This window comes from Paraburkholderia sp. MM5477-R1 (genome assembly GCF_050436385.1).
Taxonomy (GTDB): Bacteria; Pseudomonadota; Gammaproteobacteria; order Burkholderiales; family Burkholderiaceae; genus Paraburkholderia; species Paraburkholderia tuberum.
In genome coordinates this window covers 29,433-52,681 of the sequence record NZ_JBNDMC010000001.1, presented here as the reverse complement: position 1 = coordinate 52,681, position 23,249 = coordinate 29,433, and the positions used below count along the sequence as shown (strand labels likewise).

Genomic DNA, 23,249 nt, shown 5'->3' with positions numbered 1-23,249 from the left:
CGCGATTGGGATGTGCACTGGGGCGGACTACTGCATTGCATGGTCGAACCTGCAAACGACAGTGTTCCCGCTCGCGCGATTCTCAACCCAGACGAAGAGCGGAAGTCCGTTTGTTTGGCCGGACCGGGAATCTGGGTGAGTCCAGCGCCGAACCGCCTAGTTATCCTAGATTCGTACGTGCGCCACTTCATTTCTCGCGTGGATTCCAACGCCGGTGATCGACCACGCCTGACCATATCTGGGTTCGCACATCGTCCCATATAGCCCGATTGAGCGAGCGCCGCCGGCCAGTCAGATTTCGCCCGTTTGTTATGTTGCACAACCGCTGTGGGCAGGTCTGCCACGCCGGACGCCGGTGAATCGCATCCGTCCTGAGACGACCGAGTTGCCCCGAAAGCAGCCATTAATCTTCCGCAAGCCTGAGCGACCGATGCGGGTCGCGTGCAGCCGATCACAGCCTCTCGACGTTCGGGCTGCACATGCCTATTGCATGAGGCAGCACACGGCCACTAGCTGCCGTTCGCTTTCGTAGTCGCTTAGCGATTCGAGCGGCCGCTCCGCTTCGGTCACCGGCCCTTCAAATCGAGCAAGACTCCAAATAAGGTCTGGCATGTGCTTGGGCGGTTTCGCTCCCTACCGGAAACTACTCCTCAAGCTAAGACCACGCACGTTCTTGTCGGCAAGACACATTCAAATTTTCGGGTGAACGACCGTTTGACTTGCCCCAGCAATCAGGACCGGACCTCAGGAAGTTCGCTTATGGAGAGAGGAAGACGGACATGACGAATCGCCTCGCCCTCAGGCCTCAGATGAGGTCTGTGTCTCTTAGAAAGGCCCCAAGTCCTCCAGCGGTCCCTTCGGCGGCAACTCAGGCAGGCGGACGTTAACCTGCACGTACTCCCATTTTCCCTCATGCCAGGCATCCCGGATACGCTGGTCGAGCGCAGCATCGCCCGTTCGAACGCCGCCCACCGGATCCCCGAGGTCGCCGTCGATGGCGCGGCCGATTTCCGTACCCCATTTGCGCGCGACCTCCGAGCGCGACGGCGATTGCGGAAAGCTGCCGCCCGGCCCCCGGCCCTTGGTGTCACGCACCTGAATCTTCCCAGTCTCCGGATCGAAAACGATGCTGTCGGGCCCATCCGCATTCACGACGCCGGGCCGCTGGATGCCGACCTTGCCTTCCCCACCAAGATGCTTCGGGGCAGTCTGTTGGTTGTAGTCGCCGCTTTCGGCTATAGTCGCGCGATCGAAGGTATTCGCGCCTGACCGTGCTTCTCGCGCGCCCACGACAGGCGACTTCTGACTCGTGAACGGGTCCTCGTAGGTCTTAGGCGAATCACCGAATGCATAGCGTTCGGCGTTCGCCGACTCCACCCTATCGAGCGGGTTTTCAGGAGCCAGAGCGTTCGGCACCTCCGATCCGAGCGCTTCCGACGTTTCGTCAAGCCCGGCCAACCACGGTTCGGTCGCTCCGCCCGCCATTTCTGCGCCTTCCAGCGCGCGAAACTTGGTAGCCGCTGACAGCGCCGACTCTGCCACTCCCTCAGCGCCGAATGGCGCCGCAGCGGTGACGACTGTCGTCACCCAGCCGCCTCTCCGGTAATTGTCCAAGAGTTGGGCGTCGCGTATCAAATTCCCAGTGGGTACAGGCGGTCCGAACTTGGCCCAATCGAGCGTTAGCTTTGGCGGCCTCAAACCCAACGGGGAACCCAAACCTAGCGTGAAAGTGTTTACGACGCCTTCCGGACCAAAGTGCGCGATACCTTCGATCATGCTCACCAGGGAATCCCACATGCCGGCCTTCGCGGCACTCCAATTTTCCTCGGATCGGGAGGCGTCAGCGGACGGCGGCGACGAAACAGGCGGGGGTGCGTCCGGGGTCGGCTGTCCTGCAGCTGGTGAAGATTGTGACCGTGGCGGGGGTGCCAGTGACGGGTTTGGATCGGGTGCAACGTCGGGAAGCGAAGGATGAAGCGAAGGAGGACTCGACGGCGATTCCGGAGGGGACTGCGATTGAAATGAAACCCCTCTACTGCTAAACGAAATCTGGAAGCCTGCCGGGCCGTCGTTGGAAGCTAACCGGAGATCCTGATTTGGCGCGGATGCAACAAACGCATCCCGGAGGTCGCTAAATCCATCCCCGGCTGCCAGTTCATCTCCTGCACTGAGGACGTCTGTCACGTAACCGAAACTTTTCGGGAGCTGGTCATCGCTTAGAGTTGTTTTGTATACCTCACTGGAAGGCCAATCGGCTTCCGTTGTAAAGGCGTCTGCATTCTGGAGCCCGGTCATGGGATCGCCGCCGGGCCCCGAATCCAGTTCTCCATGACTATTCAAAAACGTTCCGACGATAATTCCGAGTACTGGGGAAATGCGGGCTGCCGAAGATGACGCTGTGCCCCACGCAGTGTTAACTACTTGCTGCAGGAGGCTATCGTCACCGGAACCGTCGAACGTGTCGTCAGACATGATTGGTTCTGGCTCAAACAATGGTAACAGACGTGTCGTCAGGGTCGAAGCGGTAGCCCGACGGCACAATTGGATTTGGCGGGCTACTTCCATCCTGGTTGAGGCATTCGACGATCAGGTGCCACGTATCGTCGCCATCGTGGCTCCGTGCGGCCACAACGTACCCGCTTATGGACGTTGGCTTTCCTGCGGATGAACCGAAAAGAGCTGTCGTGATTGTCACGGTTGTCTGGTTTACCACGATTGGCCCACGAAAAATCACAATTGCCTCTATTAGAACCACATCAGAGTACTCGACGCGTAGTACGGGCTCGCCTGCTCTGACGGGGTCGCCGAGATTCTTGTACACACCCGTGACTACGCCGGGGATTGGCGACATGAGAATGGTGTTCAGATAAGCGATCTGCAGTTGATAGACATCGGCGTCAATAGAGACGCGTTCGTTGCCGAATATTGTTGCAAGGTCCGGTATATTCTGAGAAGCCTGTAATGCGGCAAATCGCTGATCAATGAGGCTGATCTGTGCACGCTGATACTTCGCCAACTCATCATAAAATGGATGTCTGAACGCTTGGCTATAGGTCTGCACTTGTTGATCTACATGCGCCTGACTAGCGTTAGAATTTGTTTGATAGCTTGACCCCACCTCACCAGAGGCAGAGGTCCCAGAGGTTTGACCAATGGCGGCCCAGGTGCTAGCCCCCCACAAGGAAGCGGCAGACGATGGTGCAGCCGCAGAATACGGCCCCGGCCCTTGAGGCGTATCCCATGGTTTCGGCGGCGCATTCGGCTGCAAGGCTCCCAGGGTATTGGAAGAGCCAGTTGGAGTGACGATTAACGTTTCGTCGGTCTGGCTGTTCGCCGCATATCCAAAACCGCTGGTGTCCGAACTTAATGTCGAGATTACTGCGTCAACAACTCCCTCGGCCTCGGCTGCCCTCCCTGCATTTGCGTATGCATCATTAAGCACCTGCCATCGACCCTCGTTGATGTTGTTAAGACTGGACAACCTAGCGGTCTTTGAATCGGGATTTGCAGGCCCTTTCAGACCAAAGTCGGGCGGATTGAAATAGTACTGTCGCGCAAAGGAGATGATCGTATCCTGTTTCGCGTACTTCGTTAGGTATGCGTTCTGGCGCAGGCTGATCGCCTTCTCGAGCGTCGCCTTTCTCGGTTCAGCCCGCAGTGCAGCCAAAGTAAACGGCGCCACGTCGGCCTGGATTTTCAGAAAATCGTACAGCAGACGTGAAGAATCTCCCCCGGACAAAGTTGATCCGGACGCGCTAGCCCCCGAAACTGTCGTGGAAATCGTCAACGCATTTCCACGAGAGCCGCCCGTCGCTGCCGTTAGAATGAGGACCGTTACCGTTGAGGCATAAGTGAATTTTTTTGTGTTTTCGTCGTTCGATGCTTGGAGCGTGGTCACGGCAGACGCAAGGGTCAAATCAAGTGTCGGGCCAATGAGAAGCTGATTTCCTGTGGTTAGCGAACTGACAAAAGTCCACTGAGTGCCATTCATAACGATTGTAGTGTCGGCTGCAGGATTCGTTGTGAATGTGATATTTCCACTTGCGGGAACAGTCGGCCTGGAGCCGAGGATCGCATGGAACAGATCAAAGTTAAAGGCGGGCACAGTTGCGCCAAGTAGACCCCGGTTTGGGTTGAGTGTCAGGTTCAGAAACCCGAGAACACCATCCGTATCAAAACAGAGATGCGAAGCCATGAATGGTCGCACTTGCAATGAAACGGCTTTTGCTGGGAGTCCCGGTTGCGATGAATCGGCGGCGGCGGGCGCAAGCACCGGTAAATTGCCCGGTATGACGCTGGCCTTCAGAGATTCGGCTAAGTTCATTTGTCAGTCCGTGATGATGCACGCGACGACAGAATCGAGCCCCGGCTCGCATGTAGCATAGACGCCCGATATCTTTGAAACCTGTATCGAGGCGCACTCGCCAGGTTGAAGGGTTCCTATCTGCGTTTTAGTGCCATTGACCAATGTGCCGAACGTTACGTCTTCCCCGAAAACGTCATTGCGGATATGTAAAATCAGCGGTTTATCGAACGAAACCGGGTTCGGGATACCTAAGGAGCCCCACAGGAAGTCTATGCCGGGCCAAGGCCATTGATCTGGAGTCGCCGCCCCTGGCCCGCGGACTCTGACTTCATAAGCTGGTCGGCCCTGGTGCATGTACAGGGAGCCTAACGCGGTAGTTGTCGATGAAGTAGATCGCACTTTATGGCCTCGGACATTCGCCATTCGATCAATTTTCTTTCAGTTATAGGCGACCAATATTACAATTTCCAGTCGCTTTGCGACCATTGTGCTTGCACCCGCTGTTCATCCGCGGCTTCAAGGTCGGCTTTGTCGACGCGGCGCGCCGGACCGCACAGATGGCCTATGACCTGGGCTTTGACGGGGCGCCGGTGTTTTTCAGCTGGCCGTCGCAGGGCCAGTTCAGCCCGCTGGCTCCATTGACGCCTCGGCCGCCAGCCACGACCTGCTGGGCCACTCGAACTACCGCGGGCGGACCGCTGTCCGACATGTTCGCCGGCCAGCCGGCGGTGCTGCCTGCGGACGTCATCGCTGCAGGGCCGTCTGTACTAGGTGTTCATGAAGTGACGCGAGCACGCTGTGGGCGCTCCAATGCCGCTAACTCCTTAGCGGCAACGCGGATAATGGGAGGAAAATCGACCAAAGCGCCTTGCGTACCTGGTTTTGCCTACGCTTAGTTCTAGGTTCCATTCCCGAAAGGGCGATCGCGAACCCCACGGCACAACACTAATGCACGTGTGACCGATGTTCCTGACAAAGCTGCCTATAAGGACTTCCCTTTTTTTGCAAGCTGGGGTTGATTTATCCATCCATCCTCGTCCATCCATTCGATTGCCATGTCATCGGGGTACACATTCGGCATTCAGCGGCGAGACAGACTGCACACCTATAAACGGCCTTGTTGAGCACTATCATTGCGGGTGCCCGGGCCCGGATAGTAACCGCGCAGCAGGACTCCATCCGTTGGACGGCGAATACATTTCGTGTAGCGCCTCACAGCTTTTCGAGTTCGCCCGCTGCCGGTCTGACCTGTCGCTATCCTTGCCTTTGCGTCCTGGATTACGAAGTCACGCTTTTAGGTGACGCTGCGAATTTACCTGTTCATGCTGTTGTCCTACCGTGGCTGGGCCGGTGTTGAGGGAGTGGAGACATACGAGGGATCGAAGCGCTCGCCCTTGGCCAGAATTGCCCAGAGGATGCGCGCGTGCTTGTTGGCGACAGCCACCAGCGTTCGATACCAACCCACGCGTGCCTGGAGCTGAACGATCCAGCGCGAGAGCCGGTCGGTTCGTCGATGGGCGCTCGTTACTGCCGAGCGCGCGCCTTGGAACAGCAGCGTGCGCAGATACGTGTTGCCCTGTTTGGTGATGCGGCCCAGGTGGGTCTTGCCGCCGCTGCTCTTCTGTTTGGGCACCGTGCCGATCCAGGCGGCAAATTGGCGGCCGTTTTTGAACAGGCGAGCGTCGCCGACGGTAGCCACCGTGGCCGACGCGGTGAGCGGCCCGATGCCGATGACCGCCATCACGCGCTGCGCGTTGCTGTCGTGCTTCACGTGCGTGGCGACTTGCGCGTCGCACCAGGCGATTTGCTGGTCGAGGCCCTGCAGGTGCTCCCAGCCTCGCAGCAGCGCAGTGCGCGCGACACCGTTCAGTTCGGTGGCCCCGTCCTCCAGTGCCTCGACGAAGTGGGCACGAAATGCATTGATGCCTTGCGGCAGGAACACGCCGAACTCGACCAGCTCACCGCGCAGCCGGTTGACGAGCGCGGTACGCTCCTCAACGAAACCGTCCCGCATCCGGTGCAGCAGCAGCACGTTTTGCTGCTCTGCCGTTTTGACGGCCACGAAGCGCATGTGCGGTCGGCCCGCGGCCTCGCAGATGGCCTCGGCATCGAGCCTGTCGTTTTTCACGTGTTTGCCGCCCTTGCGGTAGGGCGCGGCGAGCTGCGGCGCGATCAGCCGAACCTCGTGGCCGAGCGCGCGCAGCTTGCGCCCCCAGTAGTGGGCTGCGCTGCACGCTTCCATGGCGACCAGGCACGGCTCGAGGTTGGCAAACCATTCGAGAAACTTCTGCCGTGAAATGGCTTTCCTGACCACCACGCGTTCCATGCTGTCCACGCCGTGTACCTGGATGATGTTCTTGGCCAGATCCACGCCGATACGAGTAATCTTGTCCATGACTTTCCCCTTCCCAGATGAGTTGTCTAGCACCAACCATCCTGGCATATCGCTATGCCACGAGATCGGGAAAGTCCTTACTAATTCGCTGGAGTCACGCTTGGTCCGGTGGCCGGAGTGGGTCGGTATGCGACCGAGGTGTGGCTGGTGCGCAGGGTACCCTTGCAGTGAGTGCGAACCGCCAAGCCGACTCTCTTGTAGCCGAGGGTCGTGGTCGGTGACTTGCGAAGTATTCCCCCTAAAAGGGGAAAGCTCCACGCGGCCAAGCCCACGACATAGGGGGCTGCATTTCACAGACCCCTTGCAGGTCGCCTGAAAGACAAGGGGGCCTCTGCCACCGCCAATTGCAGGCTGCGCGATGCGTTTGTCAGTTCCTGCATCTGGCCGGCGTTATCCCTTTGTCAGCCACGGATTCGTCACGAGACGCATCATCGCCGGGAACATGTTCCCCACTCCGGCAAATTACTGCCGGGTCGCAAAGTCTTGCCGTAGGGGTGGTGCGCTTCACACCCTCCTGAAGTGCTGCGAGCCACCAGCCGTAGGGGCGACTGAATCGGTCGCCCCTTTGCAGTGCGCCTGCGCTAAGTGCTTGATTTACCTGATAGCGACTCGTGATAGGTCGGATTCGCGCAGCGGATGCAGGCGAGTCGCGCGCCGCCGCCCGTGCGACCGGCCCATGACGCCTTGAAGCATTCCCCAAAAATGGGTATGCCCCCACGCTCTGTTTTTACGTCGAAATGGCGCGCTTACGATTGCTTGATGATTGTTGATCGTTATCTGCGGGTGCAACAGCTATTGCACCCTTTCTTGTCGCCAGTTGCACGCTTTCGGCCGTCGTTTGCACACTTTTCGCGGGGTGCAATTTATGCACCGTTTGACGACCTCAAATGGACTTTGCAAACCGAGCTTTGCGCAGAGATCACGGCGGGCTCAAATGGGCTGGAATTCCGGCGCGTTTTCATGGCGGTCGAATTGCGCTAATTTCGACATTGGCATTGGCCCACCAAACCCTTGCCAGCAAAGGCACTCAGACATACTGGCACGTACCACGACGGCGAGATTGGCCGGAATTTTCCGACACGGAGCGCGCGTGCGCGTGCGGGCGCGCGCGTGCCACGTTCAGTCCGTCGAGGCAACCACGCCGGTTTGCAATTTTGATTACTGAAGTTGGAAAACGTTCAGCCGTGTCACGTTCGGCGGGTGCGAGTATTGGGCCTTCCCAACCCGAATCGAAGACTTCCAATGAGCAAGCTTTCTCAAATCGTGTCACCCGATGCAGACCTCGCAGAGCAGCGCAACTTTTTCGATGCGGTGAAAAGCAACGCCTGCGTTCGTCTAGCGCTCAAGATATCAGCAATGCGTGCAGCGCTTGCCGAGGCGGACGGCGCACGTGGCGTCCTGGCTGAGCACGCGGCGCGCGGCGTCGTCGGCGAAGTCGCGCTGTGCGAGAGTCTGGCCGCTGAGGCGTCTGCACTGAGCGGGATCGTGTCCGAGGCTCAGGTGGCGAATGCCGCATGCGACAGGTTCATCGCGGACGCGCGTAACCGGTTCGCTGCGCAGACCTGCCAGGCAGTTCGTACCACGCTCGACGGTGAGTGCGTTGAAATTCCCGGCCTTGAGGCAAAAATTCGTGGTTACGACCGCGCACGCGCCGAGCACCGCGAACGCCTTCTCGAAGCGGGTTTGGATACCGAGCAGATTGACAGTGCGGACCTGCTGAAGCCTAGTGCAAAAGAGCTTGCCGGGTGGCGGCGCGACCTTGCCGCGAAACGCGATCAGGTTCTTCGTGCGAAGGCGTTTATCGCATCCGGACCGCTGTTCGATGTGACCTTGCTCGAAGGTGGCGCGCATGCCGTCGGCTGACGGTCTTTCGGGTAGCTCGTCTAGCCGCGTCCTGTCGTCGGACTGGGGCGCGCGCTCTTCGAAGCTCATTGCCGTCTTCTAGCCATGGCGATTCGACTTTCTGATGAGGTATGGCAGGAGATTGAAGTCTCGTATCGCGCGGGCTCGACCGCCAAGCAACTTGCAAGACGGCACGGTGTTTCGGCCAGCGCAATTTTTCACCGCTCGTCGTCTGAACGGTGGCGAGATACACCTCGCGCCGCCGCCACGCCGTCGCCGGTTGAACGCCTTGAGCGGGTCGCGGATCGGCTCGAAACTATTCTGAAGCGCATGTCGGAGGGTAGATGAATCAGGTCGAGCAGCAGGTCACACGGCATGGCCGTCCGAGAAAGCCGCGCATACTGCAATCTCCGCAGGCCCGCGAAGAGGCCCGCATTGCGCGCGAAGATGCACAGCGCGAAGCCGAACTTAAAACGCCGCTCACGCGCTTCGTGCGCAACCGTAGCACGCCCGCCGAACTCGAAGACCTGCGCTACAGGCTCATTCAAGGCCGCGTCACGAACGGTTTTTCCGTCGAGGAAGCGGCGGCGCGACTCTGCGAGGCGGGTATGGCCAAGTCACTCAACTTGGCGAAAATCGAATCGGGCAAGTGTCCAACGCCGAAAGACTGGCGCTTTCTCAAACAGGCCGCAGATGCTTACGCCGTGTCCATCGACTGGCTGCTTGGCGTGTCACCCGGCATGACACTCGATGGCAGAGCCGCCATGACTCGTGCCTTGTTGCGCAGCACGGAGGGCATCGTTACCGGCGTGCTGGGCCAATTCGCTGCGGCGTTGGAGAAGACCGCGCAGGCCGTGCAAATCACCCCCGCAGAGGTATCGGACCTCATCGCCGCTATCGACGACGCGGCGGCACGCTTCGAGAAGTTCTCCGCACAGGCTGCATTCGAAGACATGCCGGGCGGCGCGCCGGTCGTCGCTTCGATGCGACGGATTGCCGAGACGGTCCCGCCGCTGCGGCGTGTGCACGCTCGATTTGTGGAAACCGAAAAGCTGTTTGACGCTCTGCGCGCGGGTAAACTGGCACCTATTCCGTGGCTTGTGGCAGAAGACGAAACGCCGGAATGACTATTGCTGAGTCCGCTTTGCCGCCCTAGACGGTGTTAGGAACTTCCGGTCAAAACCTGGTACCCTGGAGGGATGACAAGAGAGAAACGTAAAGCCTACCCGACAGACGTGTCAGACGAAGAATGGAGCTTCGTAGCAGCGTATCTGACGTTGATGGATGAGAGTGCACCACAGCGTAAATACGAGTTGCGCGAGATGTTCAATGCGTTGCGCTGGATGGCTCGCGCTGGGGCTGCGTGGCGAATGCTGCCGACCAACTTTCCGCCGTGGGAACTCGTGTACCAGCAGACGCAACGATGGCTGGCGGGCGGCTGTTTCGAGTGCATGGTGAGTGATCTTCGTTCGATCATCCGTGTCGCGCAGGGGCGGCAGGGGCAGCCCAGCGCGGTGATCCTTGATGGCCGTACGATGCAATCGACATGTGAGAGCGGTCCACGCGCAGGCTATGACGGCTATAAGCGCAAGCGTGGCAGCAAGGTGCATATGGCGGTCGACACGCTGGGTCAGTTGCTCGCCGTACACGTGACACCCGCCAACGAGCAGGAGCGGGCACAGGTGGCAGAGCTGGCGCGCCAGGTGCAGCAGGCAACGGGAGAAACCGTGAAAGTGGCCTTTGCCGATCAGGGTTACACGGGCGAAGCTCCTGCGCAGGCCGCGCGCGCTCAGGGAATTAATCTCCAGGTGGTCAAGCTCGATGAAGCGAAAAAAGGTTTCGTGCTGTTGCCACGTCGATGGGTAGTCGAGCGCAGCTTCGGATGGCTCAACCGCTTTCGACGCCTCGCACGTGACTACGAACGCTTGCCCGAAACACTCGCAGGTCTGCATTTTGTCGTCTTCGCCATGCTTATGCTTGTCCATGCAATCCCAGTACTTCGAAGTTCCTAACACCGTCTAGGGCGGTTTTTTGTGCCGTGGTGGCTGACGCATGCCCGGCCCGTATTCACGCTCTCTTTCGCGCGGGCAGCGTCGCGACATCCGAGGCGTCTGCGCGCGTCAGCAGGTCGAGCCGTTCGCCAAGTAGCCGCCATGCCTCGCGATGCTCTGCGCTTCGGACGTGGCGCACGATCCGGCTGGGCTCGACATGGTCGAGCCCCTTACCTTCATGCGGGGTCCGCTATCCCCGGCTCTCCGACTCACCAAAATTTTAGATTGGGCGACGAAGACGGGCATAACTTTTCTCTCGCCCATTACGGTTCGATATTCCATGTTTGATTTGTACGTTCCGACAACCCCGAATCCATGCCCTACGCTAGCGGCAGCATAGTATTTCTCTTCGAGTTTTTTCGGGACTTCGACGTATATATACAATGGGTTCGCCGTCACATCTGATCTTGTAAGAGCCACAAAGGATGCAGATTGCCCGTCCGGCTTCTCAAGCGTCCCGTACGCGTAGTAGAGCTTCCCGTCCGCCCTTACCTTTGGCGAATTCGCGATGGAGGCTCCGGGCTGGGCATTGACCGCTTGAACTGCCTGCTCGAAATCTTTCTGCTCCCGCCTGCCAGCACGCACGTCGGCGACTTCCTGTGCTGTGATTCTGGCCGCTTCCTCTTCTTTCGCGGCCTTCGCTGCCGCAGCCTCATTCGCGGCCTGCGCTTTCTCTCTTTCGATCTGCTCGCGATTGGGTGCATCCGCATCCCATGCGGCTTGCGCGGCACGCTGCGTTTCGTCCCGTGCCTGCTGCACGACGGGGAGTTCATTTGCGGCATCCATACAAATATCGATTAATTGAGCGTCGGTATTCGATGTCCTCCGCCCAACGCCGTCTGGTACTTCGGCTTTCGTTTCCCTGAAAGCTTCGTCGCACGCGGCTTCCGGGCTTTCACCGGCATTTATTTTATCTTTCGAGACTTCCTTCATCCGGTCAATTCTGTTCGATTGAGAACCGCCACCAAGTACGCTGGAAAAAAGAGACTTAAAGGCAGTGCTGACGGGCGTCAGGTCTTGGGCCAGAGTAACCGCAGGCGCTAAAAGCGATAACGCTACAACGTACCGTTTGATGACGACTTCCCCGAGTGGTTGTTTTCGCCGTTCGCGGAACAGTCTACAAGCTTTCGTTCGCCTTAATACGCCATTCCAACAACTCTTCGCGCACGGCCCCTCAAGACGATGCTCGTACGATGGTTGTTACCATAATCGCGGGGCCAAACCGGGCAAGTTGCTGACCGGTTTCGGCGCGAGCTTTAGCTGTCGAGAAATATCCCTTTCACAACACGGCGGAACTGAAGGATTGGCTTTCAACGCTGAAGCGGTGAGTGACGGCGCTTATGGCGCCGCCACCCTGCCGGATTATTCGACGAAAATCGAATACTTGACGCACCGGAAGTCGGCGACCAGGTCCTTGGCGGATTTCGCGTTCGGTTTGGCGACCAACAGTGAGCGAAGCTCGGCAAGCGCAATGAAGTCCACACCGTCGTCTCCGCCGAATGAGGCGCGTTTGTTCGCCCACCAGGTGTCGAAATCCAGTTTCTTCGGATCGCACTCACGGGCATAGACGATAAAGGCCGGCTCGCCTTCCTGTCTGGCCTTGGCCAGAGTGCCGTCGGTCGTGTTCGGCATCAGGTAGACGCCCTGATCGCCAACGAGCCAGAGCCCTTTTCCAGTCTCCGTTTCGTAGAGGGTGCGAGCTGTCTGGGCACTGTCCAGTTCTTCGATGGCCTTGCGGACCTGGTCGACGGGAAAGTGAAGTTTCATAGTCGGTCTCCTTTGTTGGTTTCAACTGCGGAGACTTCAGATGGATCAGTCAGGGTGGAGGGGTTACCCGGGAACCGGGGAAACGGCCAACGCGGATGCTCGGAGCGGGCCGGCCGTTGACCTGACAGCCCCCCCGCGTCAGAATACTTGTCGCTCCAATACAATCGATGAACCGGGGGCGATGATGAGAAAACGAATTGGCAAAATACGGACAAGCATTCAAGGACAGAGCTGTTGCGCGGTTGCTGCCGCCGGAGAGCGCGGTTTTGGAAGACGTTGCACGTGAGGTTGGCGTGGGGGTGGGGACGCTGGAGCGCTGGCGCAGTGATGCGCTGTCCAGGCCCGCTCGCGAGCGGGCCTGGACAGCGGCGGCCCGATTCGACGCCGTGCTGACGACCGCTGCGATGGATGAGGCTGCCAGGAGCGCATGGTGCCGCGCTAACGGTGTGTATCCGCACGAGCTGGCTTCCTGGCGGCAAAGCGCCACGCAGGCGCTGGCCGAGCCCGAGGAGGCGCGTGCCAGCCCGCAGCAGACCCAGCAGGACCGGCGTCGCATCAAGGAACTCGAGCGCGAGTTGCGGCGCAAGGACCGTGCGTTGGCTGAGACGGCCGCGCTGCTGGTCCTATCAAAAAAAGTCGCGGCGATCTTCAGCACGGGCGAGGACGAATGATCGGCCTCGAAGATCGCCAGTCGCTGGCTCATGATATCCACACCGCGCACAAGGCCGGCGCACGGCTGCGCCTGGCCTGCGAGACGGCCGGCATCGACGTGCGCACGCTGCAGCGCTGGAATACCGGCACGGGCCTCGTATCGGGCGATGGCAGGCCCCGAGCGGCGCGCCCGCAACCGGCACATGCGCTAAGCGCCGCCGAGCGTGCCGAGGTGCTGCGCGTGGCCAACGAGTCGCGCTTCGCCGATATGCCTCCTGCGCGCATCGTGCCCATGCTGGCTGATGAAGGCGTGTACATCGCCAGCGAATCCACCTTCGCCCGCGTGCTGCGCGAGCACGGGCAAACCACACATCGGGGCCGGGCCAAAGCACCCAGGGCTGGCCGAGCGCCGACCACGCACATCGCTGGCGCACCACGGGAAGTCTGGTGTTGGGATATGACCTATTTACCCGCTGAGCTCGCCGGTCAATGGTTTTACCTGTACCTGATCCTGGACCTGTACAGCCGGAAGATCGTCGGATGGGAGGTGCACGAGCGCGACGATGCCAGCCATGCGGCCCATCTGGTGCGGCGCACAGCGCTGGCCGAGGGCATCGCCACTCTGGCGGACAAGCCGGTGCTGCACGGAGACAACGGCTCCACGCTCAAGGCCACGACCGTGCTGGCCATGCTTCACTGGCTTGGCGTGAAGCCCTCGTACTCGCGCCCACGCGTCAGTGACGACAACGCCTTTGCCGAGGCGCTGTTCCGCACGGCCAAGTACCGCCCGGAGTTCCCTAACACGGGCTTCGCCGATCTCAATGCTGCACGCGACTGGGCGAGCGACTTCGTGCATTGGTACAACTTCGACCATCGCCACAGCAGCATCCGCTACGTGAGCCCGGCGCAGCGCCATGACGGCGACGACCACGTGATCCTCGCGGCGCGTCACGAGGTGTATTTGCAGGCGCGGGAACGCAACCCGGCCCGCTGGTCACGCTGCACGCGAGACTGGACACCAATCGGCGCCGTCACCCTCAATCCGGAGCGCGAGTCAGTCGTCACGATAGCCTCGCACGCCACACTTAAACAGCCTTTGGCTGCATGACTGAGGCGACAAGTACCTTGACCCGCGCCGCAGCCGATCCGGCTACAGTCCGCAGCTCCTCTTTGAAACCGGCCAAGGGACGGTCTTTGGACTGACGTCTGGTTCCGGAAACGGACAGCCCCTTTGAAACAGGCGGCATCGGTGTGGGGTGAGATCGAATAGGGATGGATCGGCAAACCTGCTAAAGTGAAAGGCACGATAGTCTGGAAAAACGCTAAACAACGTAGTCACCGATCGGGCGGGAGGTGAAAGTGCGGGAAGAGGAAGAGGAAGAGGAAGAAGAAACTCGAGGCTCCGCGCTCTCTCGGCTTCTATCGATCCGGGACGTCGATCTCGTTCACCTCGCAATGCGGATCCTGATCGTCTTCGGGGTCCTCGCGTCGGTTAGCGTCAAGGTGCTTCACTGGGCGGATGGACCACCCCTTCAGCTTTTGCGGGTCGCTTTAGTCTGCCTGCTTGCCTCGTTCACGATCGGCTTTTTCGCGACGCTCGTTTTCGGCCGTGTTTCCGAAGGCCAGTGGCATTACATGAGGACCTTCGAAACTCCGCTTCCGCCCTGGCGGGCCGGATATTTCGTCGCAGTGAGCGCCGTTGCGACGATAGTATTTATTTATTTCGTTTGGCATCACGCTGCCAGCTGGAGAACCATTCAAGTTCTTGCGTGCATAGCGGTCGCGATCGCGACCACGCATATTCTGGTTGGTATCGGGAGCAGACAAATCAGCAAAATCCTGCGCTACGGGTACTATGCAACGGCCCTGATTCTGGTTGCAGAGGCCGTGATGGTCATGCTTCTCGGAGGGCCTGCAGAGAATGGATAAATTCATAAAGCTCGCCGTGAATGTCGTCGTGATCGCGATCTGCGTCGGCCTCGCTTACGGGTTCTATAAGGTCTTCGATGCCGAAACCCATGACGTGATCGAGCAGATCCAACATGGTGGGCTCCGGGGGCTGTCGCTCCAGGACAAGATCTGGCTGATGGAACTGCTTGGGACCTATGTCTTTCTGGCGATGCTGACGATGCACCACTTTCTTGAAACCATTATCAACATCAAGGCGATCTTTGATGATAAAGAGGTCAAAGAATCTAATCTCTTGTTGCACGCCTATGGCTTTTTCGCAGTGATTGCGGGCTCGATGATTTTCCTTATCGTCGGCAGCACCTATGCTGGCCCATGAACCTGCAGCTTAGGCTCGCCCGAAACCGAGCGCTGCCGGGCGACTGTAGCCCGCATGCTTGACCTTCAGCCAGTTGCGCGACCTGCCGCGTAGGTACGGAGCATCGAGGCGCTTTGCAATCATGCCTTCGAGGTCGTGAGCGATCGCCTGCTCGAAGACCCATTCGCCGATATCGGGAATCCCGGTAATGTAGATCAGCGTCTTCGTATCATCAAAGGCTGCGCGGAGAAGATGCTTGCGCTCGGCAAGCGGCACGCCGCGATAATCGAGTGTGGCACCGCCATTTCCGGCAGCGAGGATGTCGAACAGATAAAGACGGGCAGGGTGCCGGAGGGCGGCCTGGCGAACATTGGTCGGAAGGGTGGTCTTTGCGCGCGTTTGCAGCGTCTCAAATGACGGCCGGCCTTTGGCGTCATCGACGGTGAGCTCGGCATCCGTGACAAAGTCCCCGGGAATCGCGTCAACCGCCACGACGATGTCGGGAAATGAAACATTGAGGGAATTGCCCCAGCCTGGAAATCAGCTCGACCCGGTCGCCGAACTTCCTGACCAGGCAGCGAAACCCGTCATATTTGAGCTCGAAAAGCCACCCGCACGCGGAGAACGGCCTTCGGTGCAGGGTGGCGAGCATCAGATCGGAGGCTTCGATCGGCCGCGCAAAGGCAATCTCCGGCACGGCCGATGATCCTCCCAGGATTTATTGGGTGGTGGTAAGCAGGACGGAGCAACCGGCGTACCGAACGGGATCAGGCGTGGAAAACCTCGGTTTCCTGCGGACGGACCACGAGTTCCCGTCCCGGCCTGCGTGTGCGGCCATGCGGGCTCAACAGAACGGCGGACGGGCGGAGCGCGATCGCGACTGGCCCGGCGGCTGCCGGCCCGCGGCGCTTGATGATCTCGACGCTCAAGGCCTCGTCAGCGGGGCGCAGGGCCAGACGGAGCTCGGCCGGCGAGGGATCCGCTGCTTGGGGAAGCGGCCGGACCATAAAAAATAGGGTTTCGGCAGTTTTCGCGGCAAGCTGCAGCCTTCGAAGGGATTCCTGCCGGATATGCTTTTGCCAAAGCAGAACGGCGGCGCAGGTCCCGGCGCGCAGGACCTGCTCAGCGGACCACAAGGCGTCAGCGCTCCTGCTCGGACGGAGCAGCATCAGCCGATCCGCTGACAGGCCGATATAGGCCAGCCCCTGTACGTTTGGCGTCTGCGGCGGATCGATCAGCACGATCTGCCGCTGTCCCGCCGTGGCCAATGCCGGCGCTAGCAGACGAAGCTCGCCGACGCCAGACTGTTGCGGCAAGAGCTCGATCATGGTCCCGACCGGCCATCCTTTGCCTGGAAGCTCCGCGGAACGGGCGTCATCGCCCGTCGCCACTGTCCGACCGACGCCGCGGGCAAGCTGCGACGCCCGCCAAAGCGCGGGGTGGATCTGCTCGACATTGGCGGGAAGGGCTGACATACCAATACTGTACATCCATACAGTACGGCACCGCAAACCAGCCGGAACGTTTGGCGACCCCAGCCGCCTGCTGCATCGGCGGGCATCGCGGCCCAATGGTGGCCATCTCAGCTTTGACGGGCTGCGTGCGGCGGCTTAAAGTCGGTAGACCCTGCTGCCGATGACGAATGAGGGGCGACCATGGTGAAAGTCCGGTTCGATATCGCCGATGAGATAATGAGGAAGTTGACTGAGCTGCGCCAAGAGGAGGAGAAGGCACGGCGAAGTGCCTTTCTCATGGAGGCTATCAGGAAGTCCGTACTGATTTCAAATGCGCGGGAGAGTGGAAAACTTAGCTTTCTCCGTCCAAACAAAACCAAGTTCAAGGTCTTCTCTGCCCCTACGAAAGACGAATTAAACGAAATCGATAGACTGGAGGCTGAAGATCTTGCCTCGTTTCATTCGCGAGTGGACAGAGAGTTGAAACAGGTTCTCGAGCAAAGTAGGCAAGCCCAGGCGCGGCGGGGTGCGCAGGCTCGTCACGAAAAGAGCCCTTACGCAAAAATCAAAGCTTTGGTCATGGCCGAATACGAGGCTCATGGTGCAGAATTGAGCTCAGACGGGCAGCCACTCTATAAGAATCAGCAATCGTTCATCCGGACAATGATGGCGCTGCATTTGGACGTTGCCGATGAACAGACGATAAGAGGCTGGATCAAGAAAAGCCCGATCGTTGTCCCGCATTGGAAGACCCGGGCTCGCAAAAACACAATTTAGTGGGTCTGCCAGGCACACCCATATGTCGCCGAACCACGTCCCTGTAACGTCGACTCCAGACGATGGCAGAGGAGGTGGAAAATGTTCTATCTGATGATTTCCGCACTGGTGTATGGGGGCATAGGGCTGGCCTAAGCGATCGCCGCGATCCGGTCGCGTGAAGACCACCATGACAGTTCCAAACCGATTCATCGACACTTCTATGTGGCCGTCTCCTGCATGTATTTCGGTTTGTGCGCTATTCACTTCGCCGAGTGCTTTGAGGAAACGCTTAAAAGCCAGGAGTCGGTGAGTGCTGCTGTCACTGATATCGCATGCTGCGGCGACAAGCATAAATTGGCGGCTTTCCCGCCGGCAGCATAGGGCAAACGACCGTTTCAGAAAGTGACAGTTCCGACCCGGAAACCAGCAATGCAGCAGACAAAAGCCCCCTTGAGTTTCCCAGGGGCTTTTCAATGGCGCGGTTATTCGCCGAGATGCGTCGCGTCTGGAAGGTAAGCACCTCACGACGACCGTCGTAGACGGCGGCGAGAACCGACATCAAAGTGGTGCCCATCATTTTCGATTTGATGGACATCACTGTGACAGAGTCGGAAGCCAAGCCGGGTAGCCGCAAGGGACGCCCGAATTATGATCGCGAGTTTCGACGCCGGCTTGCGGCCGCGGCATGTGAGCCTGGTGCGTCGGTCGCGAAGCTGGCGCGGGACAATGGCATCAATGCAAACATGCTGTTCACCTGGCGGCGTCGCTATCGCGAGCAATTGCAGGCGGAAACGACGTGCCTGATTCCAGTGGCGGTGGTTCATGAGACGCCGCCGCAGCGCGTGGCGATGCCCCCAGATGCAAGGGACGTCTGCAACCGGACTGCACGAGCCGGGACGATCGAGATCCGGTTCGGTGACGTGGTAGTCAAGGTCGACGGCGTTGTCGACGCCGACACGCTACGCGTCGTCCTGGGGAGCGTGCGATCGTGATCTCTCTACCCACGGGTACACGCGTCTGGCTGGTGGCAGGCGTCACCGACATGCGCTGCGGGTTCCAGGGGCTGGCGGCAAAGGTGCAGACGGCGCTCGAGGACAATCCGCTGGGTGGCAACGTGTTCATCTTCCGGGGCCGGCGCGGCGATCTCGTGAAGGTCATGTGGGCGACCGAAGACGGGCTCTGGCTTCTTGCGAAGCGGCTTGAGCGTGGTCGCTTCGTCTGGCCACACGCCGATGGCGGCAAGGTCCATCTGACGGCGGCGCAACTGTCGATGTTGCTTGAAGGCATCGATTGGCGGCAGCCGCGTCGCACCGCTGCACTGTCGATGTTGTAAACCGCGAGGAAGGCTCGTAAACTGCGCCGCATGTCGAACGGCGCCGAACTTCCTGACGATGTTGAAACCCTGCGGGCCTTGCTGATCGAGGCCCGTGCCCAGCTTGCCGAGCGCGATCTGGAGATCGAGCAGCTCAAGGCGCAGATCGACAAGCTCAAGCGCATGCAGTTCGGCCGCAAGTCCGAGCAGTTGGACCGGGAGGTCGCGCGGCTCGAAACCGCGCTCGAGGACTTGACCGGTGAGCGTGGTGTCGCTGATGTGCGACGCGCCCACGAATCAAGCGCGAGCACGCCTGTGGGCGACGCATCGCCGAAAGAAGCGCTGCCGCCGCATCTGCCACGCGAAGAACGCGTACTCGACGCCGACGCGACCTGCCCGAAGTGCGGCAGCGCCATGCAGCCGCTCGGAGAAGACGTGTCCGAGCAGCTCGCCCGCGTCGCGGCAATGTTCAAGGTGATTCGCACGATCCGGCGCAAGACGGTCTGTCCGTGCGGCCACCACTTCTCGCAGCCGTCCATGCCCGGCCTGCCGATCACGCGCAGCATTGCCCATCCGAGCCTGCTGGCCGACATCCTCGTCTCGAAGTACGCTGACCACGCGCCGTTGTACCGGCAGTCGCAGATTGCCGCGCGCGACGGCGTGAAGCTGGATCCGGCCAGCATGGGACGCTGGGTCGGCCAGTGCGAGGCCCTTTGCGTGCCGCTGACCGAGGCGCTTCGCCGCCACACGATGGCACCGTCGAAGCTGCACGCGGATGACACGCCGATCCCGGTGCTTGAGCCGGGCAAGAAGAAGACAAGAACCGGGCGCCTGTGGGTGTATGTGCGCGATGACACCCGTTCGGGCTCGACCGAACCGGCCGCGGTGTGGTTTGCTTACTCGCCCGACCGCAAAGGCATCCACCCCCAGACCCATCTCGCTGGATTCGAGGGCATCCTGCAGGCCGACGCCTACAGTGGCTTCAACGAACTGTACGAGAGCGGCAAGATCCGTGAAGCTGCATGCTGGGACCACGCGAGACGGTACCTCTACGACGTGCATGCCCGAACGCCTACCGAGGCGACCCGAGAGGTGCTCGAACTGATCGGTGGACTTTACGGCATCGAGGCGGACATCCGTGGCAAACCCGCTGCTGAACGGCTGTGCGTGCGGCAGGAGAAAAGCGTGCCGCTGCTCGCGACCATCAAGACCTGGATGACGGACAAGCTCGCCACGCTGTCGAAGAAATCCGATCTGGCCAAAGCGATCCGTTACTCGCTCAACCAGTGGGATGCGCTCGTGCTGTATGGCGAAGAGGGCCGTGCCGAGATCAGCAACGCCCTGGCCGAAAACGCGCTGCGCTGTGTGAGTCTGGGCCGCAAGAACTTCCTGTTCGCCGGCTCCGACAGCGGAGGCGAGCGGGCAGCCGCGATGTACGGTCTGATCGGCACATGCAAGCTCAACGGGATCAACCCGCGCGCCTACCTCGAATACGTCCTGACCCATATCGCTGACCATCCCATTAACCGCATCGACGAACTGTTGCCCTGGAACGTGGCCACGAAGCTGCCTCGGCAGTCTGGCCCATCGGCGTCTGCTGACACGTAACCCGATTCCCGATCATGCCTCACGCGGGCGCCGCGTTGCGGACGGCCGTCGCGAGGTGCTTACTCTGGAAGTTGGCGTACGGATGACCGTTCTGCGTCTCGCCGCCGACCGACGAGTTCGGGGTCACGTCGACGCGGTGCGTGTCCGGGTTCCAGCCCGGGTATGTCTTCGGCGACGGCTGCGCCGGCGGCAGCGGGGCCGGCGGCGTCCACGGCTTTCCATTGTGGTCTCCCCGCTTTCGGGGCGTTCTGGGAGTTGCAGCTACAGGTTGCGTGCCTACAAAAAAGAGCCCGCCTAGGTGGGCGGGCTAAATCCATAGTCCAGGGGATAGACATGGAGGAGACGCGGATAACGGGCTTGGCTGCTGGTCCCGCTGACGAGGCACATCGCCATGAACTAAATCTACATGCGGTGTGTACGTCGTGCCATCGTACAAAGGTGTACAGGTTCGCTGACAAGAGTCTGGAAAGCTCATACAAAGGTTTGCGTGGCCCACGGAGGCGCTACATGGCGAGATTGAATCTCACGAACCGGCGGCGCGTTGAGCGAATCCGGTTACATGGCGGTTACACGGACTCCAGAAAACAAAAAGCCCAGTCGCAAGGACCGGGCTAAGTGTTTGATTCTCTTGGGGTGGCTGATGGGACTCGAACCCACGACGACAGGAATCACAATCCAGCCGTCAAAATGCCTCGCAGCCGCGTCAGACAAGGATCTCACAAACTAAATTCGGAACAGACAGGCGCTTTCACCCACGGTGGCATGCGGGGTTCGCGGTGAGTCGTTCCGAAAATTTGGACTGTGAATTGCGCTTCTGGAACTGTGTATGCATGCACTGGTGTTGGTGGTGGCCCGCTCGTTGTGAATTGCAACGACGAGGACAGGCTCAGATCGGACTGATTTGTGCGGTTGTGGGCTGCAGCTTGTCAACGGCGCTTGTTGGCCCAACGCGGGCCGACGGCGAACGCACCAAACCGACCCACTGCGGACGGCCACATTTCTCCAAAGCGGTCGTTCAAACGCCGCCACTGTTTGCCAAGGGACGACCTCATGACAACGCCGAGGTGCACTCACTGGACACCGTGCAAGAGCGCAAGACGCGACGCGATCTCTTGGATAGCCGGTATTTTCTTATTGCGGGAGAGCCGACAAAGGCCGCTTCGGGTTGAAAATCCATCCTTCGCGGGCTGCCGGCCGGCCCCGAGGCGCAGCGGGTCGTCCATCAGCTTGATCACTGGCCCCCATGTCGCTTGCTCGGCGGCGTTGTATTGGAAACGCACGACGACGAGCACGTCTTTGCGGATCGCCACCTTCTCGTAGACAATGCGTCATTTGGGCGTCAGACGGGAGGGCGCCACTAAGCCGGACCTGCTTAGCTCACAAGAAAACTTCCATGGCGCACAGTCGGTTTCGTCGTCGCAGCGATTAATCAATACGAGATGTGAATGGCAACTTCTAGCGAAAAATCTTCGGGACAAGCACGTTACGCGAGCTATCCCAGCCTAGTAGACCGGGTCGTGCTCATTACGGGCGGCGCGAGTGGCATTGGCGCTTCGTTCGTCGAGCACTTTGAGCTTGCCCGTAAAAAATGGATCCCTTGCTGAGTGTGTAAAACTCACGCGAGGAGGAAGGAAAGATGGGTAATCCGAGAGCACGGTACACGCAGGAATTCATGATAGAAGCCGTGCGCATGGTCCGCAACGGCCAGAGCATGGCGGCGGTGGCAAAGATACTAGCCATTAGCCCGAAGACGCTGCACAACTGGGTTAAGGCCGATGCCGCTGGCAAGCTGAACGGCGCAGGCAAGCAGGTTTCTCCCGAACAGATGGAGATTGCCCGGCTGCGCGCGGAGTTGGCACGCGTGAAGATGGAGCGCGACATATTGGAAAAAGCCACGGCGTACTTCGCAAAGGTGTCGGATTGAAGTACGCCTGGATTGAACTTCACAGCCGACAATGGCCGGTTTCCCTGACCTGCCAGGTGCTGGGTGTCAGCCCCAGCGGTTACCATGCCCGCAAGGCCCGGGACGTCGATACGGAGCGTCCGCGCCGACGTATCAGCAACGACGCCCTGCTGGTCCACATCAAGGCCGTGCACGCTGAATCCAAAGGCGAGTACGGCTGGCCGCGGGTGTGGAAGAAGCTGCTTGCCCAGGGCATTCGCGTCAGCAAGGATCGTGTCCAGCGGCTCATGAAGCTGCATGGCATCAAGGCGAAGACCAAACGCCGCTTCAAGGCCACCACCGACAGCAACCACAACCTGCCGGTCGCGCCGAACCTGCTGCAACGCGATTTCTCGCCTGCTCGCCCCGATCAGGCCTGGAGTACGGACATCACGTACCTCTGGACTGACGAGGGCTGGCTGTACCTGACGGTCATCCTCGACCTGTTCAGCCGTCAGGTGGTGGGTTGGTCGATGCAGCCACACATGCGCACGGAGCTGGTGTCTGACGCGCTGCGTATGGCGTGGTTTCGCCGCCGGCCGGAAGCGGGCCTGATCGTCCATAGCGACAGGGGTAGCCAGTATTGCAGTCATGACTTCCAGGACCTGCTTAAGGGCTACGGCATGCGCAGCTCGATGAGCCGTCGAGGAAATTGTTGGGACAACGCGCCGACCGAAAGCCTGTGGGGATCGCTCAAGCGAGCACGCATCCTTGGCCAGCGCTTTGCAACGCGTCGCGAAGCGATGGACGAGGTAATCGACTGGTTGAGCTTCTACAATCATTCGCGCTTGCACTCGACGTTGGGCTACGTCAGCCCGATGCAATTCGAGCAGGACTGGCACGCCGCCCAGAACCAACGGGTGGCATAATCTCCGCTCAGTTAAGGGATCCGAAAT

Annotated in this window: 22 protein-coding genes, 1 tRNA gene and 1 pseudogene; 13 read left to right on the top strand and 11 right to left on the bottom strand. The window is 59.9% G+C overall.

All coding sequences use genetic code 11. The features are described from left to right. Positions 1-825: 825 nt before the first annotated feature. Together OKW35_RS00240 and OKW35_RS00235 are read right to left on the bottom strand one after the other, a co-directional pair. On the bottom strand, positions 826-1,797 hold the full coding sequence (locus tag OKW35_RS00240; RefSeq protein WP_429550868.1) for a hypothetical protein: 972 nt from the start codon (positions 1,795-1,797) through the stop codon (positions 826-828). 688 nt (positions 1,798-2,485) lie between these two features. Then, on the bottom strand, positions 2,486-4,324 hold the full coding sequence (locus tag OKW35_RS00235; protein WP_429550867.1) for a hypothetical protein: 1,839 nt from the start codon (positions 4,322-4,324) through the stop codon (positions 2,486-2,488). 458 nt (positions 4,325-4,782) lie between these two features. Between OKW35_RS00235 and OKW35_RS00230 the strand changes: the two genes are divergently transcribed. Beyond that, complete coding sequence (locus OKW35_RS00230; RefSeq protein WP_429550866.1) at positions 4,783-5,202, top strand: alpha/beta hydrolase; 420 nt, start codon at positions 4,783-4,785, stop codon at positions 5,200-5,202. Between the two features lie 437 nt (positions 5,203-5,639). Here the strand turns inward: OKW35_RS00230 and OKW35_RS00225 are convergent, their stop codons facing one another. Beyond that, positions 5,640-6,701: an IS110 family transposase gene (locus OKW35_RS00225; RefSeq protein ID WP_090812806.1), complete on the bottom strand. Its 1,062-nt coding sequence runs from the start codon at positions 6,699-6,701 to the stop codon at positions 5,640-5,642. A gap of 1,242 nt (positions 6,702-7,943) precedes the next feature. Here OKW35_RS00225 and OKW35_RS00220 point away from each other — a divergent pair. The 3 genes from OKW35_RS00220 (at position 7,944) to OKW35_RS00210 (ending at position 10,555) form a co-directional block, all read left to right on the top strand. Further along, positions 7,944-8,564, top strand: coding sequence for a hypothetical protein (locus tag OKW35_RS00220; RefSeq protein ID WP_429550865.1), 621 nt, complete (start codon positions 7,944-7,946; stop codon positions 8,562-8,564). 323 nt (positions 8,565-8,887) lie between these two features. Further along, positions 8,888-9,670 carry a hypothetical protein gene (locus tag OKW35_RS00215; RefSeq protein ID WP_429550864.1) on the top strand — a complete coding sequence of 261 codons (783 nt, stop codon included), beginning with the start codon at positions 8,888-8,890 and terminating at the stop codon, positions 9,668-9,670. Between the two features lie 72 nt (positions 9,671-9,742). Then, positions 9,743-10,555 carry an IS5 family transposase gene (locus OKW35_RS00210; protein WP_429550863.1) on the top strand — a complete coding sequence of 271 codons (813 nt, stop codon included), beginning with the start codon at positions 9,743-9,745 and terminating at the stop codon, positions 10,553-10,555. Positions 10,556-10,663: 108 nt separating this feature from the next. Here OKW35_RS00210 and OKW35_RS00205 read toward each other — a convergent pair whose 3' ends face one another. Together OKW35_RS00205 and OKW35_RS00200 are read right to left on the bottom strand one after the other, a co-directional pair. Further along, entirely contained in the window at positions 10,664-11,527 is an 864-nt protein-coding gene (locus OKW35_RS00205; RefSeq protein ID WP_429550862.1) for a hypothetical protein, read from the bottom strand. A gap of 429 nt (positions 11,528-11,956) precedes the next feature. Continuing rightward, on the bottom strand, positions 11,957-12,361 hold the full coding sequence (locus tag OKW35_RS00200) for a DUF3085 domain-containing protein (protein ID WP_429550861.1): 405 nt from the start codon (positions 12,359-12,361) through the stop codon (positions 11,957-11,959). A 197-nt stretch (positions 12,362-12,558) separates the two neighbouring features. Here OKW35_RS00200 and OKW35_RS00195 point away from each other — a divergent pair. The 3 genes from OKW35_RS00195 (at position 12,559) to OKW35_RS00185 (ending at position 15,299) form a co-directional block, all read left to right on the top strand. Beyond that, a protein-coding gene (locus tag OKW35_RS00195) for an IS3 family transposase (protein ID WP_429550860.1) occupies positions 12,559-14,120 on the top strand; the annotation gives its coding sequence in 2 pieces (ribosomal slippage) (positions 12,559-12,997 and positions 12,997-14,120; 1,563 coding nt in all). A 251-nt stretch (positions 14,121-14,371) separates the two neighbouring features. Beyond that, positions 14,372-14,941, top strand: a complete 570-nt coding sequence (locus OKW35_RS00190; protein ID WP_429550859.1) for a hypothetical protein — start codon at positions 14,372-14,374, stop codon at positions 14,939-14,941. Further along, a complete protein-coding gene (locus tag OKW35_RS00185; RefSeq protein WP_429550858.1) occupies positions 14,934-15,299 on the top strand; it encodes a hypothetical protein in 366 nt (121 codons plus the stop codon). The genes OKW35_RS00190 and OKW35_RS00185 overlap by 8 nt, the downstream gene beginning before the upstream one ends. Positions 15,300-15,308: 9 nt before the next feature. On the opposite strand, the gene OKW35_RS00180 is transcribed toward OKW35_RS00185, so the two are convergent. From OKW35_RS00180 to imuA, 3 genes are all read right to left on the bottom strand, one after another. Beyond that, complete coding sequence (locus tag OKW35_RS00180) at positions 15,309-15,770, bottom strand: DNA ligase (RefSeq protein WP_429550857.1); 462 nt, start codon at positions 15,768-15,770, stop codon at positions 15,309-15,311. Next, positions 15,760-15,975 (bottom strand): hypothetical protein, encoded by a 216-nt coding sequence (locus OKW35_RS00175; RefSeq protein WP_429550856.1) that lies wholly within the window; start codon positions 15,973-15,975, stop codon positions 15,760-15,762. Before OKW35_RS00175 ends, OKW35_RS00180 begins: the two co-directional genes overlap by 11 nt. A gap of 70 nt (positions 15,976-16,045) precedes the next feature. Continuing rightward, positions 16,046-16,753 carry a translesion DNA synthesis-associated protein ImuA gene (gene imuA, locus OKW35_RS00170; RefSeq protein ID WP_429550855.1) on the bottom strand — a complete coding sequence of 236 codons (708 nt, stop codon included), beginning with the start codon at positions 16,751-16,753 and terminating at the stop codon, positions 16,046-16,048. A gap of 180 nt (positions 16,754-16,933) precedes the next feature. On the opposite strand from imuA, the gene OKW35_RS00165 reads away from it, so the two are divergent. Beyond that, the gene (locus OKW35_RS00165; RefSeq protein ID WP_429550854.1) at positions 16,934-17,509 is read left to right on the top strand and encodes a hypothetical protein; all 576 of its coding nucleotides are present in this window, start codon (positions 16,934-16,936) and stop codon (positions 17,507-17,509) included. A gap of 301 nt (positions 17,510-17,810) precedes the next feature. Here the strand turns inward: OKW35_RS00165 and OKW35_RS00160 are convergent, their stop codons facing one another. Then, entirely contained in the window at positions 17,811-18,086 is a 276-nt protein-coding gene (locus OKW35_RS00160) for a hypothetical protein (RefSeq protein WP_429550853.1), read from the bottom strand. Positions 18,087-18,090: 4 nt separating this feature from the next. On the opposite strand from OKW35_RS00160, the gene tnpA reads away from it, so the two are divergent. The 3 genes from tnpA to tnpC are packed head-to-tail and all read left to right on the top strand — an operon-like array spanning position 18,091 to position 20,411. After that, positions 18,091-18,483: an IS66-like element accessory protein TnpA gene (gene tnpA / locus OKW35_RS00155; protein ID WP_429550852.1), complete on the top strand. Its 393-nt coding sequence runs from the start codon at positions 18,091-18,093 to the stop codon at positions 18,481-18,483. Beyond that, entirely contained in the window at positions 18,480-18,824 is a 345-nt protein-coding gene (gene tnpB, locus OKW35_RS00150) for an IS66 family insertion sequence element accessory protein TnpB (RefSeq protein WP_026225368.1), read from the top strand. Before tnpA ends, tnpB begins: the two co-directional genes overlap by 4 nt. A 30-nt stretch (positions 18,825-18,854) precedes the next feature. Next, positions 18,855-20,411 (top strand): IS66 family transposase, encoded by a 1,557-nt coding sequence (tnpC, locus tag OKW35_RS00145; protein WP_429550851.1) that lies wholly within the window; start codon positions 18,855-18,857, stop codon positions 20,409-20,411. A 629-nt stretch (positions 20,412-21,040) separates the two neighbouring features. On the opposite strand, the gene OKW35_RS00140 is transcribed toward tnpC, so the two are convergent. Together OKW35_RS00140 and OKW35_RS00135 are read right to left on the bottom strand one after the other, a co-directional pair. Further along, a tRNA-His gene (locus OKW35_RS00140) sits at positions 21,041-21,113 on the bottom strand. A gap of 368 nt (positions 21,114-21,481) precedes the next feature. After that, positions 21,482-21,721: a hypothetical protein gene (locus tag OKW35_RS00135; protein ID WP_429550850.1), complete on the bottom strand. Its 240-nt coding sequence runs from the start codon at positions 21,719-21,721 to the stop codon at positions 21,482-21,484. Between the two features lie 135 nt (positions 21,722-21,856). On the opposite strand from OKW35_RS00135, the pseudogene OKW35_RS00130 reads away from it, so the two are divergent. Together OKW35_RS00130 and OKW35_RS00125 are read left to right on the top strand one after the other, a co-directional pair. Then, positions 21,857-21,982: pseudogene (locus tag OKW35_RS00130) on the top strand (3-oxoacyl-ACP reductase); the annotation flags it as partial. Between the two features lie 65 nt (positions 21,983-22,047). Then, positions 22,048-23,222 (top strand): IS3 family transposase gene (locus OKW35_RS00125; protein ID WP_429550849.1). Its coding sequence is split into 2 segments (ribosomal slippage): positions 22,048-22,303 and positions 22,303-23,222, totalling 1,176 coding nucleotides; the frame shifts between segments, so codons are not numbered across the junction. Positions 23,223-23,249: the final 27 nt, after the last annotated feature.

What these genes read in the sequence shown, in the direction of transcription:
- OKW35_RS00240 (WP_429550868.1), bottom strand. Translation starts at nt 1,797, where the DNA reads ATGTGGGATTCCCTGGTGAGCATGATCGAAGGTATCGCGCACTTTGGT.
- OKW35_RS00235 (WP_429550867.1), bottom strand. Translation starts at nt 4,324, where the DNA reads ATGAACTTAGCCGAATCTCTGAAGGCCAGCGTCATACCGGGCAATTTA.
- OKW35_RS00225 (WP_090812806.1), bottom strand. Translation starts at nt 6,701, where the DNA reads ATGGACAAGATTACTCGTATCGGCGTGGATCTGGCCAAGAACATCATC.
- OKW35_RS00220 (WP_429550865.1), top strand. Translation starts at nt 7,944, where the DNA reads ATGAGCAAGCTTTCTCAAATCGTGTCACCCGATGCAGACCTCGCAGAG.
- OKW35_RS00215 (WP_429550864.1), top strand. Translation starts at nt 8,888, where the DNA reads ATGAATCAGGTCGAGCAGCAGGTCACACGGCATGGCCGTCCGAGAAAG.
- OKW35_RS00210 (WP_429550863.1), top strand. Translation starts at nt 9,743, where the DNA reads ATGACAAGAGAGAAACGTAAAGCCTACCCGACAGACGTGTCAGACGAA.
- OKW35_RS00205 (WP_429550862.1), bottom strand. Translation starts at nt 11,527, where the DNA reads ATGAAGGAAGTCTCGAAAGATAAAATAAATGCCGGTGAAAGCCCGGAA.
- OKW35_RS00200 (WP_429550861.1), bottom strand. Translation starts at nt 12,361, where the DNA reads ATGAAACTTCACTTTCCCGTCGACCAGGTCCGCAAGGCCATCGAAGAA.
- OKW35_RS00185 (WP_429550858.1), top strand. Translation starts at nt 14,934, where the DNA reads ATGGATAAATTCATAAAGCTCGCCGTGAATGTCGTCGTGATCGCGATC.
- imuA (WP_429550855.1), bottom strand. Translation starts at nt 16,753, where the DNA reads ATGTCAGCCCTTCCCGCCAATGTCGAGCAGATCCACCCCGCGCTTTGG.
- OKW35_RS00165 (WP_429550854.1), top strand. Translation starts at nt 16,934, where the DNA reads ATGGTGAAAGTCCGGTTCGATATCGCCGATGAGATAATGAGGAAGTTG.
- OKW35_RS00160 (WP_429550853.1), bottom strand. Translation starts at nt 18,086, where the DNA reads ATGTCCATCAAATCGAAAATGATGGGCACCACTTTGATGTCGGTTCTC.
- tnpC (WP_429550851.1), top strand. Translation starts at nt 18,855, where the DNA reads ATGTCGAACGGCGCCGAACTTCCTGACGATGTTGAAACCCTGCGGGCC.